Origin of the sequence: Rossellomorea marisflavi (assembly GCF_009806575.1) — a bacterium.
Lineage (GTDB): Bacteria > Bacillota > Bacilli > Bacillales > Bacillaceae_B > Rossellomorea > Rossellomorea marisflavi_A.
The window spans coordinates 1879079-1895196 of sequence record NZ_CP047095.1; the positions used below are offsets into that span (position 1 = coordinate 1879079).

The 16118-nt window shown below is 50.6% G+C and carries 14 protein-coding genes; all 14 read left to right on the forward strand.

Annotated elements, in window-relative coordinates:
* The first annotated feature begins 135 nt into the window (after positions 1–135).
* The 14 genes from D5E69_RS09850 to rpe all read left to right on the forward strand — a co-directional run bounded on the left by D5E69_RS09850 (position 136) and on the right by rpe (position 16112).
* Entirely contained in the window at positions 136–2817 is a 2682-nt protein-coding gene (locus D5E69_RS09850) for a cation-translocating P-type ATPase (RefSeq protein ID WP_048013061.1), read from the forward strand.
* 130 nt (positions 2818–2947) lie between these two features.
* Positions 2948–3823, forward strand: coding sequence for a YicC/YloC family endoribonuclease (locus tag D5E69_RS09855; RefSeq protein WP_048004104.1), 876 nt, complete (start codon positions 2948–2950; stop codon positions 3821–3823).
* Positions 3824–3879: 56 nt separating this feature from the next.
* Positions 3880–4152 carry an extracellular matrix/biofilm regulator RemA gene (gene remA, locus D5E69_RS09860; protein ID WP_048004103.1) on the forward strand — a complete coding sequence of 91 codons (273 nt, stop codon included), beginning with the start codon at positions 3880–3882 and terminating at the stop codon, positions 4150–4152.
* The gene (gene gmk, locus D5E69_RS09865) at positions 4153–4767 is read left to right on the forward strand and encodes a guanylate kinase (RefSeq protein ID WP_048004102.1); all 615 of its coding nucleotides are present in this window, start codon (positions 4153–4155) and stop codon (positions 4765–4767) included.
* Positions 4768–4989 (forward strand): DNA-directed RNA polymerase subunit omega, encoded by a 222-nt coding sequence (gene rpoZ, locus D5E69_RS09870; protein WP_159129607.1) that lies wholly within the window; start codon positions 4768–4770, stop codon positions 4987–4989.
* A 145-nt stretch (positions 4990–5134) separates the two neighbouring features.
* Positions 5135–6331, forward strand: coding sequence for a bifunctional phosphopantothenoylcysteine decarboxylase/phosphopantothenate--cysteine ligase CoaBC (gene coaBC / locus D5E69_RS09875; protein ID WP_249931588.1), 1197 nt, complete (start codon positions 5135–5137; stop codon positions 6329–6331).
* The gene (gene priA / locus D5E69_RS09880) at positions 6328–8745 is read left to right on the forward strand and encodes a primosomal protein N' (RefSeq protein ID WP_159129609.1); all 2418 of its coding nucleotides are present in this window, start codon (positions 6328–6330) and stop codon (positions 8743–8745) included. Before coaBC ends, priA begins: the two co-directional genes overlap by 4 nt.
* A 38-nt stretch (positions 8746–8783) precedes the next feature.
* Positions 8784–9269, forward strand: coding sequence for a peptide deformylase (def, locus tag D5E69_RS09885; protein WP_048004098.1), 486 nt, complete (start codon positions 8784–8786; stop codon positions 9267–9269).
* Positions 9266–10219 carry a methionyl-tRNA formyltransferase gene (fmt, locus tag D5E69_RS09890; protein ID WP_048004097.1) on the forward strand — a complete coding sequence of 318 codons (954 nt, stop codon included), beginning with the start codon at positions 9266–9268 and terminating at the stop codon, positions 10217–10219. The genes def and fmt overlap by 4 nt, the downstream gene beginning before the upstream one ends.
* Entirely contained in the window at positions 10212–11546 is a 1335-nt protein-coding gene (rsmB, locus tag D5E69_RS09895; RefSeq protein WP_148794994.1) for a 16S rRNA (cytosine(967)-C(5))-methyltransferase RsmB, read from the forward strand. Before fmt ends, rsmB begins: the two co-directional genes overlap by 8 nt.
* 125 nt (positions 11547–11671) lie before the next feature.
* A complete protein-coding gene (locus D5E69_RS09900; RefSeq protein ID WP_048004095.1) occupies positions 11672–12421 on the forward strand; it encodes a Stp1/IreP family PP2C-type Ser/Thr phosphatase in 750 nt (249 codons plus the stop codon).
* Between the two features lie 4 nt (positions 12422–12425).
* Positions 12426–14465: a Stk1 family PASTA domain-containing Ser/Thr kinase gene (gene pknB / locus D5E69_RS09905; RefSeq protein ID WP_048004094.1), complete on the forward strand. Its 2040-nt coding sequence runs from the start codon at positions 12426–12428 to the stop codon at positions 14463–14465.
* A 97-nt stretch (positions 14466–14562) separates the two neighbouring features.
* Entirely contained in the window at positions 14563–15444 is an 882-nt protein-coding gene (rsgA, locus tag D5E69_RS09910) for a ribosome small subunit-dependent GTPase A (protein ID WP_048004093.1), read from the forward strand.
* Entirely contained in the window at positions 15444–16112 is a 669-nt protein-coding gene (gene rpe, locus D5E69_RS09915; protein WP_048004524.1) for a ribulose-phosphate 3-epimerase, read from the forward strand. The genes rsgA and rpe overlap by 1 nt, the downstream gene beginning before the upstream one ends.
* The last annotated feature ends 6 nt before the right edge of the window (positions 16113–16118 follow it).

A 16118-nucleotide genomic window follows, 5' to 3' on the forward strand; every position in this document is an offset into this window, starting at 1 on the left:
CTCCATTTACAAAACAAAGGAACGGACGACGAATTAAACCTCCTTAAATCATATCATTTTTCAGGACGAGTCTGAATAAGAATGCTAAGAGAAGGACAACTTTTCGTATTTGTAGGAGGAGAGTGAGATGGGTGCATGAAATTTCATGAGATGAGACAGGAGGATATAGAGAAGGCCATCAATACGGATTATCAACACGGCCTTTCGTCTGCTGACGCCGAAAACCGGATGAAGCAGTATGGATATAATCAGCTGGAGGAAGCCGAAAAACAATCGGCCCTATTGGTATTTTTTAGCCAGTTCAAGGATTTCATGGTCCTGGTCCTGCTGGCCGCCACACTCATATCCGGACTTTTGGGTGAGTACATTGATGCCATCGCCATCATCGCCATCGTCGTGGTCAACAGCTTCCTAGGATTCTTCCAGGAGAGGAAAGCAGAGAAATCATTGCAGGCGCTGAAGGAGTTATCTGCACCCCAGGTTTCTGTCCTCCGGGATGGCTCATGGGTGAAGGTGCACTCCAAAGAAGTGACGATCGGAGATATCATCCGGTTCACTAGCGGTGACCGGATCGGGGCCGACATCCGTTTGATCGAAACGAATAACCTTGAGATCGAGGAATCTGCCCTGACGGGGGAGTCGCTTCCCGTCCTGAAAACAACCAAGCCCCTGCACGGCAAGGGGTTGAGCCTTGGGGACATGGAAAACATGGCGTTCATGGGGACGCTCGTCACCAGGGGCAACGGTCTGGGTGTCGTCACATCCATCGGAATGAATACAGCCATGGGGCAGATCGCCGATATGATCCAAAAAGCAGAAACGATGACTACGCCTCTTCAGCGTAGGCTCGAGGAACTCGGCAAGATCCTGATTACCGTGGCCCTCATCCTGACGGCCCTTGTCGTTGGAATCGGTGTGCTCCAAGGACATGACATCTATTCCATGTTCCTTGCAGGGGTATCTCTGGCCGTCGCCGCCATACCTGAAGGGCTTCCGGCGATCGTGACCGTTGCCCTGTCACTAGGCGTCCAGAGGATGATCAAGCAGAAAGCGATCGTCCGGAAGCTTCCTGCCGTGGAGACGCTGGGCTGTGCATCGGTGATTTGTTCCGATAAGACAGGGACCCTCACCCAGAATAAAATGACCGTTACCAAGCTTTGGAGCGCAGGTAGGCTATGGGATGTGTCCGGTACCGGATATGTTCCTCAAGGGGAATTCTTCAACGGTGAAGCAAGGGTTTCGCCATCCTCTGATCAATCCCTGAAGCAGCTTCTTACGTTCGGCATGCTCTGCAACCATGCAGAACTCGTGGAAAGGGACGGCGAGCTCATACTTGACGGTGACCCGACGGAAGGTGCCCTTCTCGTAGCGGGGATGAAGGCGGGATTGACACGGGACGCCTTGTCGACCTCTTTCAAGATCGTGAAGGAATTCCCGTTTGACTCCACAAGGAAAATGATGACAGTCGTGGCAGAGGATGCTGCCGGAAAGCTTTTTGCAGTCACCAAGGGGGCTCCGGATGTCCTTGTAGGAAAAAGCGCGTCCATCATTTGGGACGGCAAGGTTCAAAAGGCGAATGAATCCGCTTTTCAAGCAGTGGAAGAGGCGATTTCCGGGATGTCATCGAATGCCCTCAGGACCATCGCCATCGCCTATAAGCCACTAAGCGGACAATCATTGGATTTATTGACAGAGACCATGGTTGAAAAGGAAGTGACGTTCATAGGGCTTCAAGGAATGATCGATCCTCCTCGTCCCGAAGTGAAACAGGCGGTGAGGGAATGCCGTGATGCGGGAATCAAAACCGTGATGATCACCGGCGATCATGTATTGACGGCCAAAGCCATTGCCAAACAGCTCGGTATCCTGAAGTCGAACGACAGGGTGATGGACGGTAAGGCGCTGAATGAGATGGAAGTGGAAGAGCTTGAGGAAATCGTTGAAGATGTCTCGGTATTCGCCAGGGTATCACCCGAGCATAAATTGAAAATCGTGAAAGCCCTGCAAAACCGTGGACACATCGTAGCGATGACAGGAGACGGGGTCAACGATGCCCCGGCCATTAAGACATCAGATATCGGGATTGCCATGGGGATCACCGGTACAGATGTGGCGAAAGAATCATCATCCCTCGTCCTCCTTGATGACAACTTTGCTACAATCAAATCGGCCATCAAAGAGGGGCGGAACATTTACGAAAACATCCGTAAATTCATCCGCTATCTCCTCGCCTCGAACGTGGGGGAGATCCTGGTCATGTTGTTTGCCATGCTTTTGGCCCTTCCACTGCCGTTGGTGCCGATCCAGATCCTTTGGGTCAATTTAGTGACGGATGGACTGCCTGCCATGGCCCTTGGCCTTGATAAGCCCGAAGGAGATGTGATGAAGCGGAAACCGCGTCATCCGAAAGAAGGCGTCTTTGCAAGGGGGCTCGGTTGGAAGGTCGTTTCGAGGGGGTTCTTAATTGGTGGTGTCACCCTGCTTGCGTTCATCATCGCTTATCATCAGCACCCGGATCAGCTCGAGTACGCACAGACGATCGCGTTTGCGACCCTGGTCCTCGCACAGCTCATCCACGTATTCGATTGCCGCAGTGAAGTATCGGTGTTCTCGAGGAACCCATTCGGCAATATGTACCTGGTCTGGGCCGTCCTTTCGTCCCTGTTGTTGATGCTGGTCGTCATCTATCTGCCGGGTCTTCAGCCGATTTTCCACACCGTGTCCATCGAGCCGAGGGACTGGCTGCTGATCGTCGGCTTAAGCTCCATCCCGACGTTTTTACTGGCAGGTTCATTTTTTGCAAGAAAAAAACAATAGAATATGATATAATCCATAAGGTAATAGAGTTTGTTCTCTATTACCTTTTTTATAAGCTGGAGCGGGCTGCCATCAGGTGACCCCGTATAGAAAATCGACAGGCACGTCGCATAGATTGGGTGTGATTGGAATGGTCATCAGCATGACAGGCTTTGGACGGAGCCGGATTGAATCGGAGAGAAATACCGTCATTGTTGAAATGAAAACCGTGAACCATCGATTCAGCGAGTTCAATATCCGTATGCCGCGCCAACTCATGAAGCTTGAAGATAAGATCAAGAAGGAGCTCTCCACCTTTATTAGCAGGGGGAAAATCGATCTGTTCATCGATATTTCCGGCGGAGGTCTCATACATAAGAATTTACATATTGACTGGGGACTCATTGAGGATTATCATCAGTTAGTAAATAAAGTGAGGGAAACATACGCCCTCAAGGGTGATATCGCCCTGTCGGACCTTCTCGGCAGAGGAGAATTCGTTACGGTCGAAGAGACGGAAGAGGAGAATGCCGAGCTTGACGATCTGGTCATGGAGGCAGTCCGGAAGGCTTCCGTTGAATTAAGGAAGATGAGGGTGGAGGAAGGCAAGGCGCTTCATGCCGATTTCCTTGCCCATCTTGGACAGATCCGGACCTGCCTTGGCGAACTTACTGCCCACGCACCCGCTGTCACCCTGCAATACAGGGAACGGCTCAAGAAACGAATACGGGAATGGAGCGAGGGAGATCCCGACGAGGCAAGGCTCCTGTCCGAAGTGGCCATATTTGCAGATAAATCAGACATAACCGAAGAGTTGACGCGTCTCGGGAGTCATCTTCAGTACTTTCATGCCACCTTGGATGAGGACGGTGTGATGGGACGAAAACTGGATTTCATCATTCAGGAGATGAACCGTGAAGTGAACACGATCGGCTCCAAAGCAAATGACTCCAGCATTTCCGCACTGGTGGTCGAGTTGAAATCGGCACTTGAGAAAGTGCGGGAGCAGGTCCAAAATGTTGAATAAGAAGTTTAGTTTCCCCAAGAACGGGCGAGACTAAACTATTGATTAGGAGGAGCGTCATGTCAATCAAGCTCATCAATATAGGCTTTGGGAATATTGTATCAGCAAATCGAATCATATCGATCGTCGGACCTGAATCAGCGCCCATCAAGCGTCTGATGCAGGATGCGAGGGATCGGGGAACATTAGTTGACGCTACATACGGAAGAAGGACGAGGGCCGTCATCATCACAGACAGCGATCATGTCATCCTGTCGGCCGTCCAACCCGAGACCGTTGCCCATCGAGTGACTGATAAAGAGGATTTAATAGAAGAAGGGCAGGGTAAATAAATGAAAGAAAAAGGATTGCTGATCGTGCTATCCGGACCTTCCGGAGTAGGGAAAGGGACAGTTCGAAAGGCGATTTTTTCCCAGGAAGATACGAAATTTGAATATTCCATTTCCATGACAACACGCCATCCGCGTGAGGGGGAAGTGGACGGCGTGGACTATTTCTTCAAGACAAGGGAAGAATTCGAAGCGCTGATCGAGCAAGGCAAGCTTTTGGAGTACGCCGAGTTTGTCGGGAATTACTACGGCACGCCCGTTGACTATGTCCGGCAGACACTTGACGAAGGAAATGATGTATTCCTTGAGATCGAGGTCCAGGGTGCCCAGCAGGTCAGGGACAAATTTCCTGAAGGGCTGTTCATCTTCCTTGCACCGCCAAGCCTGTCGGAACTTCAGAACCGGTTGGTCACACGGGGGACGGAGACGGATGATCTCATCCAGGGCAGGATGAATACCGCCCGCAAGGAGATCGAAATGATGAATCTCTATGATTATATCGTCGAGAATGATCAAATCGAACATGCCGTCGGCAAGATCAAGTCCATCGTGCAGGCCGAGCACTGCAAGCGGGAACGTGTACAACAACGCTATCTAAATATGCTGGAGGTTGAGTGAATGTTATATCCATCTATTGATTCACTAATGAAAAAGATCGATTCGAAATACTCGTTGGTCAGCGTGGCTGCCAAAAGAGCACGGGATCTACAGGATAAAAAGGACTTCCGCATGGAAGAATATGTGTCGGAAAAGTACGTAGGTAAGGCCCTTGAAGAAATCCACTCCGGCCACTTGTCCATGAAAGAAAGAGACGAAAAAGCCATCTATGAAGATGAATAAATCTCATCCGTACGGCGAATAGGAAATGAAAAGGGTTGCACCGGGAAGTGATGAACTTTTCCGGTACAGCCCTATTTTCTTTTTGCGGCAATATCCTTCATAATAGAGGCTATGAATAGATTAGATAATGGAGGCAATGAACGATATGGGGAAAAATATACTATTATGCGTGACCGGTGGGATCGCCGTATATAAAGCAGCAGCCCTTACGAGTAAGCTTGTACAGGCGGGCTTCGAAGTGAAGGTGATGATGACGGAATCCGCGAGGGAGTTCGTTTCGCCCCTCACGTTCCAGGCGTTATCTCGTCAGGATGTCTACTGGGATACGTTCGATGAGAAGATTCCATCGAAGATTGCCCATATCGACCTGGCCGATTGGGCAGACCTTGTCCTCGTGGCACCTGCTACGGCTAATATGATCGGGAAACTCGCAGGCGGTATCGGAGATGATATGATCTCTACCACGTTGCTTGCGACAGAGGCCGACATTTGGATCGCTCCTGCCATGAACGTCCATATGTATGATCATCCTGCAGTCAAAAGGAATATTGCCACCCTGCATGAGGACGGCTGCCGATTCGTTGAACCGAGTGAAGGGTACCTGGCTTGCGGATACGTCGGTAAAGGCCGCCTGGAAGAACCTGAAAAGATCGTGGAGTTGATCACCCGTCATTTTCATGCTCCGACAGAACAGCCACTTAAAGGGAAGAACGTCCTTATTTCTGCCGGTCCGACTAGAGAAATCATTGATCCTGTCCGGTACTTCTCGAACCGCTCTACAGGAAAGATGGGATTTGCCATGGCTGAAATGGCCGTGAACATGGGTGCCGATGTCACCTTGGTATCAGGCCCGGTCAATCTGTCTTCGCCGCGTGGGGTGCGTCTCATCGAGGTAACGACGGCAGAGGACATGTATGATGCCGTACTTGCGCATTTCGAGGATGCAGATATCGTGGTGAAGAGCGCGGCGGTCTCCGATTATCGTCCAGTGGAAGTCTATGCTGAAAAAATGAAAAAACAAGATGGTAATCTGGTTATCGAGTTCGAACGGACAAAGGATATCCTTATGGAGCTCGGAAAAAGGAAGGACGGCCAATATCTTATCGGGTTTGCTGCCGAAACGTCCAATATTGGTGAATACGCCAAAGGGAAGCTCGAGAGAAAAAGAGCTGATATGATCGTGGCCAACAATGTGAGCGAAGAAGGATCAGGTTTCGGGACAGATACGAATAAAGTAACCATTGTCACGGAAGACGGCATTCGCGAATTGCCGATGCTCTCAAAGTCCAAAGTGGCGGAAGAAATACTCCTTGAAGCACTGCGACGGATGGATTCCGAATGAAAAATGTAGCAAGTGTCATCGTGGATGTTGCTGCCATGCAGACAGACCGCTGCTTTGACTACCTCATACCCGGGGAATGGACCGGGAGCATCCTGCCCGGTATGCGGGTCGTCGTTCCATTCGGCCCCAGGAAAGTTCAGGGATTTGTCATGGAACTGAAAGAAAAGAGTGAAGTGGCGAAACTCAAGCCGATCAGCGAACCGATGGATTTGAAACCGGTACTCAACAAGGAGCTTCTAACCATGGCGGATTGGCTGACGGAGAACACGCTGTGCTTCAAAATCTCCGCCCTCCAGGCCATGCTGCCGGCCGCCATGAAAGCGAAATACGAGAAACAACTCGTAGTGGAAAACGGTCTTCAGGTTGAAAACCTGCCCGAACCACTCAGACCCCATTTCCCTAAAGGGACCGCCCAATGGAAATCCATTGAGGCCGCTGGTTTACTCCCACTGGCTCAACAGGGGGTCAAAAATGGCATCTTGGAAGTCGTGTACAAGGTGAAAGGGAAAACGAATAAAAAGATGATCAGAAAGATCTACCTAGGCATCTCCCCTGAAACTGTCGAAACAGAAGCCTCCGCCCTCCCGCCACAGGCGAAGAAGCAAAAGGATGTCCTCATGTTCTGGAAGGATCACGCTGATCAGGGCTTCACGATCAAAGAGCTTTCTGAGCGGGCAGGTACGACGGCATCCACCATCCAATCCATGGTGAAAAAGGGACTCCTCTTGCAACGGGATGAAGAGACTTACCGGGATCCATACGAAGATCGGACGTTCAAACAAACCTCTCCGCTTCCGTTGACGGATCAACAAGGGAAGGCAATCACCCCCATCCTTGATAGAATTGAATCCGGCATTCAGGAAACCTTCCTTCTTTTCGGGGTGACAGGGAGCGGGAAGACAGAGATCTACCTGCAATCGATCCAGCGGGTACTTGAACGGGGTAAGGAAGCGATCGTGCTTGTTCCTGAAATCGCCCTTACTCCCCAAATGGTGAATCGTTTCAAAGGGAGATTCGGCGATGAAGTTGCCGTACTTCACAGCGGGCTATCGTCAGGAGAGAAGTATGACGAGTGGAGGAAGATCGAGCGGAAGGAAGTCCGTGTGGTGGTGGGAGCAAGGTCTGCTGTATTCGCACCGTTTGAGAACCTTGGGATCATCATCATCGATGAAGAGCATGAGACCAGCTATAAACAAGAGGAAAACCCCCGCTATCATGCACGTGATGTCGCCATTTGGCGAAGTGAGTACCACGGGTGCCCCGTGGTTCTTGGAAGTGCGACGCCGTCATTGGAATCATTCGCCAGGGCATCAAAAGGAGTGTATACCCGTTTGAACCTCAGCAAAAGGATGAATGAAGGCCCCTTGCCATCAGTCGACATTGTCGACATGAGGGAAGAACTCCGTGAAGGGAACCGCTCGATGTTTTCGAGGACTCTGTTTGAAAAACTGGAGGACCGACTCTCAAAAGGAGAGCAGACGGTGCTGTTCCTCAACAGGAGGGGCCACTCATCCTTCATCATGTGCAGGGACTGCGGATATGTCGTCCAGTGCCCCAACTGTGATATATCGCTGACGTACCACCGCTTCTCCAACGGAATGAAATGCCACTATTGCGGCTATGAAGAGCGTGTACCGGAGACCTGTCCGGAGTGTACCAGCGAACATATCAGGTATTTCGGGACGGGAACGCAGAAGGTGGAGGAGGAGCTCACTAAGCTGCTCCCTCAAGCACGGATCATCCGGATGGATGTGGATACCACCACGAGGAAAGGTTCCCACGAAAGGCTGCTGACTTCCTTTGGGGAAGGGAAGGCCGATATCCTCCTTGGAACCCAGATGATTGCGAAAGGATTGGATTTTCCCAACATCACCCTTGTCGGTGTCCTCAGTGCAGACACGATGCTCCATATACCCGATTTCCGTTCTGCGGAGAAGACGTTCCAGCTTCTGACACAGGTGAGCGGCAGGGCGGGGCGGCACTCCCTCCCCGGTGAAGTCGTTATCCAGACATACACACCGGAGCATTATTCGGTTGAACTCGCTTCAAACCATGACTATGAGCGTTTTTATGATCAGGAGATGGTGATGAGGAAAATGGGGTCCTACCCTCCTTTTTATTATATTTCCCTTGTCACGATCAGCCACGAAGACCTTATGAAGGTAGTGGATGTATCCGAGAAAATGACGGGGTTCATCAGGAGCAGATTATCCGGTACGACGAAGATTCTCGGCCCTGTTGCCTCTCCAATCCCCAGAATCAAAAATAGATATCGATACCAATGTTTGATAAAATACAAGCGGGAACCGCGACTGGCGGAAACGCTCAAGACGCTGCTGGAACAATTTCATCAGCAATATGCCTCACAAGGCCTCACAATCAGCATCGACGTGAATCCATACGTCATGATGTGACCTTACCGGCGAAACAAATATAGAAAGTTGGAATTTGAATGGCTGTATTACCGATCGTCATGCATCCCGATCCGATCCTCGTAAAGCGATGTGAGCCGGTGAAGGAGTTTGATAAAAAATTGAAGAAGCTTCTTGATAATATGTATGAAACGATGATCGAAGCAGATGGTGTCGGACTTGCCGCACCTCAAGTGGGAGTGGATCTCCAAGTGGCCGTAGTTGATATTGGGGATGAGTCAGGCACGATCGAACTCATCAACCCAGAAATCTTCGAGCATTCTGGCGAGCAGACCGATCTTGAAGGGTGCCTGAGTTTCCCGGGTCTTTTCGGGGAAGTGAGCCGTCCATACAGCATCTCCTTCAGGACCCAGGACCGGAAGGGAAGATGGCTTGAAGGCAGGGCTGAAGGCTTCCTTGCCCGTGCGATCCAGCACGAAATCGATCATTTGCATGGTGTCCTTTTCAATACAAAGACCGAAAAGCTCCTGACGGAAGATGAATTAGAAAGGTTTGAAGAAGAATGACCAAAGTGATTTTTATGGGGACCCCGGATTTTTCCGTCCCCGTCCTGAAAGCGTTGATCGAGAACGATTATGAAGTGGTCGCCGTTGTAACCCAGCCTGACCGGCCAGTGGGCAGAAAACGCATCCTCACGCCTCCGCCCGTCAAGGTAGAGGCTGAAAAACACGGTATCCCCATCTATCAGCCCGAAAAGATCAAGAATTCCGATGAACTGGAAGAGGTTCTCGCGCTGGAACCTGATTTGATCGTAACCGCAGCATTCGGCCAGATTCTTCCGAAGCGTCTGCTCGATGCACCCAAGCATGGTTGTATCAATGTCCACGCATCACTGCTTCCTGAACTAAGGGGAGGGGCTCCGATCCACTACTCCATCCTTCAGGGGAAATCATCGACTGGCATCACCATCATGTATATGGTGGAAAAACTGGATGCAGGTGATATCATCAGTCAGGTCGAAGTCGGGATTGAAGAAACGGATCACGTGGGGACCCTCCATGATAAGTTGAGCGAAGCGGGCTCAGCACTTCTGATCGAGACGCTCCCGAAGCTACTGGACGGCTCCGTGACACCTGTTAAACAAGAAGAAGAACAGGCTACGTTTGCGTGGAACATCAAGCGTGAGCAGGAAAAGATCGATTGGTCAAAACCTGGCAGTGAAGTATACAACCATATCCGCGGTCTGCACCCATGGCCCGTGGCGTATACGACCCTTGCTGGAGCCGTTATGAAAATCTGGTGGGGTGAAAAGGTGAGGGGGCATGGTGCGTCGGAACCCGGTGAGGTCCTCGCCATCGAAGAGGATGGATTCATCGTTTCAACAGGTGATGATACATCCATCAAAGTGACCGACCTTCAACCTTCGGGCAAAAAGCGGATGAGTGCGAAGGATTATCTCAGGGGCGCGGGTTCTCACCTCGCAGTCGGGAACAGGCTCGGTGAAGTCCATGAGTAAGAAGACCGTCCGGGAAGCCGCCCTGGAAGTAATTGAAGCCGTTGAAAAAAATCAATCATACAGCAATCTGCTGCTCAACCATGTAATCGAGAAGAACGATATCCCATCAAGGGACGTCGGTCTCCTCACCGAGCTTACATATGGAACGATCCAGCGGAAGATGACGCTGGACTATTATTTGAAGCCGTTCTTGAGAGGGAAGGTCGAAAGCTGGGTAAGGCAGCTCCTGCGCATGTCTCTTTATCAGCTGGTGTATCTGGATCGTATCCCAGATCGCGCCGTGTTCTATGAAGCAGTAGAAATTGCTAAAAAACGAGGACACAAAGGAATCTCCGGGATGGTGAACGGTGTGCTCCGTTCGGTCCAGCGGAAGGGGCTCCCGTCCCTTGAAGACATCCAGGATCCCATTGAGAGAGTATCCGTTGAAACAAGTCACCCACTATGGCTTGTGAAAAGATGGAGCGATCAATTCGGTCTCGAGAAAACGAAGGCCATGTGTGAAACGAATCTCCTCGCACCGAATCAGACGGCAAGGGTCAATCCGCTGAAAGGGACAAGGGAAGAACTTTTGGAAAGCCTCACCGAAAATGGGCACTCCGCTCAAGAAAGTCCCATCGTTCCTGAAGCGATTCAGTCCCTCAGGGGAAACCTGGCGAAAACGGATGAATACCGGAATGGAAGGTTGACGGTTCAGGATGAAAGTTCCATGCTCGTGGCTCATGCCCTTAAATTAGAAGAAGGCATGAGGGTACTCGATGCTTGTGCGGCACCAGGTGGGAAAACGACCCATATCGCCGAGGTGTTGAAGAATACAGGTGAGGTGCATGCCCTTGACCTTCATGCCCATAAGGTGAAGCTCATCGCTGAAAATGCCGGTAGACTCGGTCTTGCCAATGTGCATGCACGCACCCTTGACAGCAGGAAAGCCGGAGAAGTATTTGAAGAAGAGAGCTTTGAGCGTGTCTTGGTGGATGCTCCATGTTCAGGACTTGGCGTTCTCAGAAGGAAGCCCGATATCAAGTATGCGAAGAAGGAACAGGATTTGAACTCCCTGCAGAAGATCCAGCTTGATATTCTTGATGCTGCATCCAGACTGCTGAAAAAGGACGGGATCCTTGTATATAGTACGTGTACGGTGGACCAAAATGAAAATGAGGGGACCGTGAAGGAATTCCTGAGTCAACACCCTGAATTTGAACCCCATCCCCTTGATGGGATGCCGGAAGCGGTAGAACCATTCGTACAGGGTCATCTGCTGCAGGTATTCCCGCAGGATTTCGGAGGGGATGGATTCTTCATCTCATGCTTCAGGAAGAAAAATGGATAAGCGTCTTGTAAAGCAGGAAAATTCGCCATCGGAGTCGTAAGAGTAGTAAAGCCTTCTTTGACGGAGGAAAGAGGGGAAGCCCCTTTCCTTCACGGGGAAGTGCCAGTAGAGACGAGGTGACCTATGTGAAAACGGTATATTATTCGGATAAAGGGAAAGTGAGACAGCTTAACGAAGACAGTGCAGGTGTATTTGTCAATGGACATGGAGACTACCTGGCAGTGGTAGCGGACGGGATGGGCGGCCATCGTGCAGGTGACGTTGCCAGTCAGCTGACCATATCATTCCTCGATGAGCGTTGGGGGCAGACGGAAAAGTTCCATACGGCAGATGAAGCAGAAAATTGGTTAAGGGCGACCATTGCAGACGTCAATCGGGAAGTTTTCACGTATGCTCAATCCCATTCCGATTGTGAAGGAATGGGGACGACACTTGTCGGAGCCATCTGCACATCCCTCTTCGCCACTGTGGTGAATGTCGGAGACAGCAGGGGCTATATCCTCAACGAAAACGGCTTCCATCAGCTGACAGAGGATCACACCCTTGTCAACGAGCTTGTAAGGAGCGGAGAGATCACGAAGGAAGATGCGGAGCATCATCCAAGGAAGAATGTCATCCTGAGGGCGATCGGCACAGAAGCGACCATCAGCATGGATATCAAGACGATCATGTTTGAAGAAGAAGATGTGCTGCTATTATGCTCCGATGGACTATCCAATAAAGTATCGGAAAGAGAGATGCAGCGGATTTTGGTTGAAGATCATCCACTCTCGGATAAAGGGGAAGCTCTGGTACATCGCGCCAATGAATACGGCGGAGAAGATAATATTACTGTAGTGATCGTTGAGTATGCCGCTGTAACGGAAAGCGGGTGATCGTATGATGAATGGAAAGCGCATCAGTGGCCGCTACAAAATTATCAAACTGATCGGCGGGGGCGGCATGGCCAATGTTTATCTTGCCCATGATATGATCCTTGACCGTGAAGTCGCCATCAAGACGCTGCGGCTGGATTTCGCCAATGAAGAGGAGTTCATCAAGCGCTTCCAGCGGGAAGCCCAATCCGCCACAAGCCTGACCCATCCGAATATCGTCAGCATTTATGACGTTGGTGAAGAGGACGACTTGTCCTATATCGTGATGGAGTACGTGCATGGCATGACCTTGAAGCAGTACATACAGCAACATTCTCCCGTGGATGTGGAAAAAGCGATCGATATCATGAAGCAGTTGACCATGGCAATCGCACACGCCCACCAGAATCATATCATCCATAGGGATATCAAGCCCCATAATATCCTTCTCGACGAAGAAGGCAATGTCAAAATCACCGATTTCGGAATCGCCATGGCATTGAGTGCCACTTCCATCACCCAGACAAACTCTGTTCTCGGGTCCGTTCACTATTTGTCCCCTGAGCAGGCAAGGGGAGGGATGGCGACAAAGAAATCGGATATCTATTCCCTCGGGATCGTCATGTTCGAGCTGTTGACCGGCCGCCTGCCGTTTTCAGGTGAATCGGCGGTATCCATCGCCTTGAAGCATCTGCAATCCGAGACGCCTTCCATGAAACGATGGGCACCGCATATCCCTCAAAGCGTCGAGAATATCGTCCTGAAGGCTACGGCAAAAGATCCATTCAGAAGATATGAAAACCTCGATGAGCTACAGGAAGAGCTTAAGACATGCCTTGACCCCGGTCGTCTGGACGAACCGAGATTCAGCGTACCCCTGGATGATGAGGCAACGAAGGCCATCCCGGTCATAACCGACCAGAATGCCCACTCCAATCTTGACGATACCATCGTCCATCATCAATCAACACCTGAAGAGATGGAAACGAAGCCCTCAGCACCAGTGGTGGAAGCGAAGAAAGGCAAGAAAGATAAGAAGAAAAAGAAAAAACCGAAAGACAAGAATAAGAAGAAGTGGCCGATTCTGATCGTTTCCCTCTTTTTCCTCTTGGTTCTTCTCGGTGCAGCAGCCGTCTACTTCGTTCCGGGTCTCCTCGGACCGAAGGAAATCGAGGTTCCGGATGTATCCGGCAAGGAATCAGCTGAAGCGGCATCCCTCATCGTGTCTCAAGGGTTTGTGGTAGGCAAGACAGAAAAACAGCCGAGCGAGACCGTTCCTGAAGGTGAAGTGATCAAAACCAATCCGAAGGGCGGAAGGACGGCTAAAGAAGGCTCGACCATCGATCTCTTTGTCAGCTCGGGAAAAGAAAAAATCGAGATGAAGGATTATACAGACGCCATGTATGATGAAGCAAAAAAGGATCTCGAGGAGCTTGGGTTTGAGGTCGAGAAGGAAGAAGTGAATGATCAGGCGGAGGAAGGGACCATCCTTCGACAGGATCCATCGGAAGGTGAGGAGGTCATCCCCGATGAAACCACGGTCACACTAACCGTAAGCTTGGGCCCTGTGTCATTCGACCTCAGGGACTTGACCGGTTTCGACAGCAAGCTTCTTGAAGAGTACGAGGATTTAAGAGGCATCTCGATTGAGAAGAGCGCAGAGGCTTATTCGGATAATATCCCGGAAGGCAGCGTCGTCTCCCAGGAAACGAAAGCCGGCACGCCGATCTTTGAAGGTGACGTCATTTACGTGACGATTTCAAAAGGCCCGGACCCGGCTCAACAGAAGGAAGAGGAAGAGGCTGCTGCGTCAAAAACGACGAAAGAAGTGCCTCTTGAGCTTTCGATCCCCTATGAAAAAGAAGACGGGACCCCTCAATCCGTCGATATTTATATAGAGGATGCCAACAAGAAGTTGGATGACAGCGACCAGCTTCTGGCCATCACGGAAGAAACCTCTGTTACATTGACCTTCACCCTTGAAGAGGGGCAAGAAGGTAAGTATAAAATCCTTCTCGATGGCGAGGAGTATAAAGAAGGTACAGTGGAATATCCTAATGATTGATAAGAAATAGTCCTCGTTGGGACTGTCTCCGTCTTAGACGGGACAGTCCCATTATTTTCGATTATAATGAGGGTATAAACCAGAACGGAGGTAGCGAATGGCTGAAGGGAAAATTGTGAAAGCGCTCAGCGGTTTCTATTATGTACTTTCTGAAGGGACTGTCACTCAATGCAGGGGCAGGGGGAACTTCAGGAAAAATAAAATCACCCCCCTTGTTGGGGATCACGTTGAATTTCAGGCGGAAAATGAGACCGACGGATACATATTGAAGGTTTTTGAACGGAAGAATGAGCTCGTCCGGCCTCCGATTGCCAATGTGGATCAAGCAATCCTCGTCTTTTCGGCAAGTGAGCCGGATTTCAGCACGACACTCCTGGATCGATTCCTCGTACTGATCGAGAGTAAGGAGATCGACCCGCTCATCTGTATCACCAAAATGGACCTTCTTTCAGAAGGGGAGACGGACAAGATTCTCCAGTACGCAGACGACTATCGCAGGATGGGGTATGAAGTGCTGACGACTTCCTCGAAAACGGAACAGGGCGTAAAAGAACTCGCCCCGTATCTCAGGGATAAGATTTCGGTGTTTGCGGGCCAATCCGGCGTCGGGAAATCCTCTCTGCTCAACGCGCTTGATCCCGAACTCGATCTGAAGACCGCCATGATTTCAAGCCATCTTGGAAGGGGAAAGCATACGACGCGACATGTGGAGCTCATCCACGTAGACGGAGGGCTCGTGGCGGATACCCCCGGTTTCAGTTCCCTGGACTTCACGGAGCTTGATGAATCCGATTTGCCGCTATGTTTCCCCGAAATGGCAGCTGCCTCTGAGGCATGCAAGTTCAGGGGGTGCCTGCACGTGAATGAACCAAAGTGTGCAGTGAAAGAAAAAGTGGAGGCGGGGACGATCCCTGCCTACCGATACGACCACTATTTATCGTTTCATCAGGAAATCAAAGAAAGAAAGCCGAGGTATTAATCATGAAGATTGCACCATCGATTCTATCAGCAGATTTTTCTAAGTTAGGGGAGGACATCCGCGAGGTTGAAGCGGGTGGAGCGGATTACATCCATGTGGATGTGATGGATGGTCATTTTGTACCGAATATCACGCTGGGACCACCGATCGTCAAAGCCATCCGTCCGATTACAGGACTTCCCCTCGATGTCCATCTGATGATTTCGGAACCGGCCAAGTATGTGGACGCGTTTGTCGACGCAGGGGCAGATTATATCACCGTGCACGTTGAAGCGGATCCCCATATACACAGGACCATCCAAATGATCAAAAATCGGGGAGTGAAAGCAGGCGTCGTCCTGAATCCAGGCACACCGGCAGAGCTGATCAAGCCGGTCCTTGCCGATCTTGATATGGTACTCCTCATGACGGTCAATCCAGGGTTCGGCGGTCAGGCGTTCATTCCATCCGTTGTCACTAAGATCAAAGAGATCAGGGAGTTGGCCGATGAACTGAATCCATCCCTTGAAATCGAAGTAGACGGTGGAATCAATCCCGAGACCATCGCGGTTTGTGCCGAAGCCGGAGCAGATGTATTCGTGGCAGGATCAGCCATTTATAATCAAAGCGATCGAAAAAAAGCAATTGAAGACCTTAAAGCAGCGGCTTCTGCAGGGAAAGCAGAGTAGCCTCCC

Excerpts from the sequence above, each read along its gene's own strand:
- D5E69_RS09855 (WP_048004104.1), top strand. The coding sequence starts at position 2,948 with ATGGTCATCAGCATGACAGGCTTTGGACGGAGCCGGATTGAATCGGAG.
- priA (WP_159129609.1), top strand. The coding sequence starts at position 6,328 with ATGAAAAATGTAGCAAGTGTCATCGTGGATGTTGCTGCCATGCAGACA.
- coaBC (WP_249931588.1), top strand. The coding sequence starts at position 5,135 with ATGGGGAAAAATATACTATTATGCGTGACCGGTGGGATCGCCGTATAT.
- D5E69_RS09850 (WP_048013061.1), top strand. The coding sequence starts at position 136 with ATGAAATTTCATGAGATGAGACAGGAGGATATAGAGAAGGCCATCAAT.
- rsmB (WP_148794994.1), top strand. The coding sequence starts at position 10,212 with ATGAGTAAGAAGACCGTCCGGGAAGCCGCCCTGGAAGTAATTGAAGCC.
- rsgA (WP_048004093.1), top strand. The coding sequence starts at position 14,563 with ATGGCTGAAGGGAAAATTGTGAAAGCGCTCAGCGGTTTCTATTATGTA.
- remA (WP_048004103.1), top strand. The coding sequence starts at position 3,880 with ATGTCAATCAAGCTCATCAATATAGGCTTTGGGAATATTGTATCAGCA.
- rpoZ (WP_159129607.1), top strand. The coding sequence starts at position 4,768 with ATGTTATATCCATCTATTGATTCACTAATGAAAAAGATCGATTCGAAA.
- fmt (WP_048004097.1), top strand. The coding sequence starts at position 9,266 with ATGACCAAAGTGATTTTTATGGGGACCCCGGATTTTTCCGTCCCCGTC.
- def (WP_048004098.1), top strand. The coding sequence starts at position 8,784 with ATGGCTGTATTACCGATCGTCATGCATCCCGATCCGATCCTCGTAAAG.
- pknB (WP_048004094.1), top strand. The coding sequence starts at position 12,426 with ATGATGAATGGAAAGCGCATCAGTGGCCGCTACAAAATTATCAAACTG.
- gmk (WP_048004102.1), top strand. The coding sequence starts at position 4,153 with ATGAAAGAAAAAGGATTGCTGATCGTGCTATCCGGACCTTCCGGAGTA.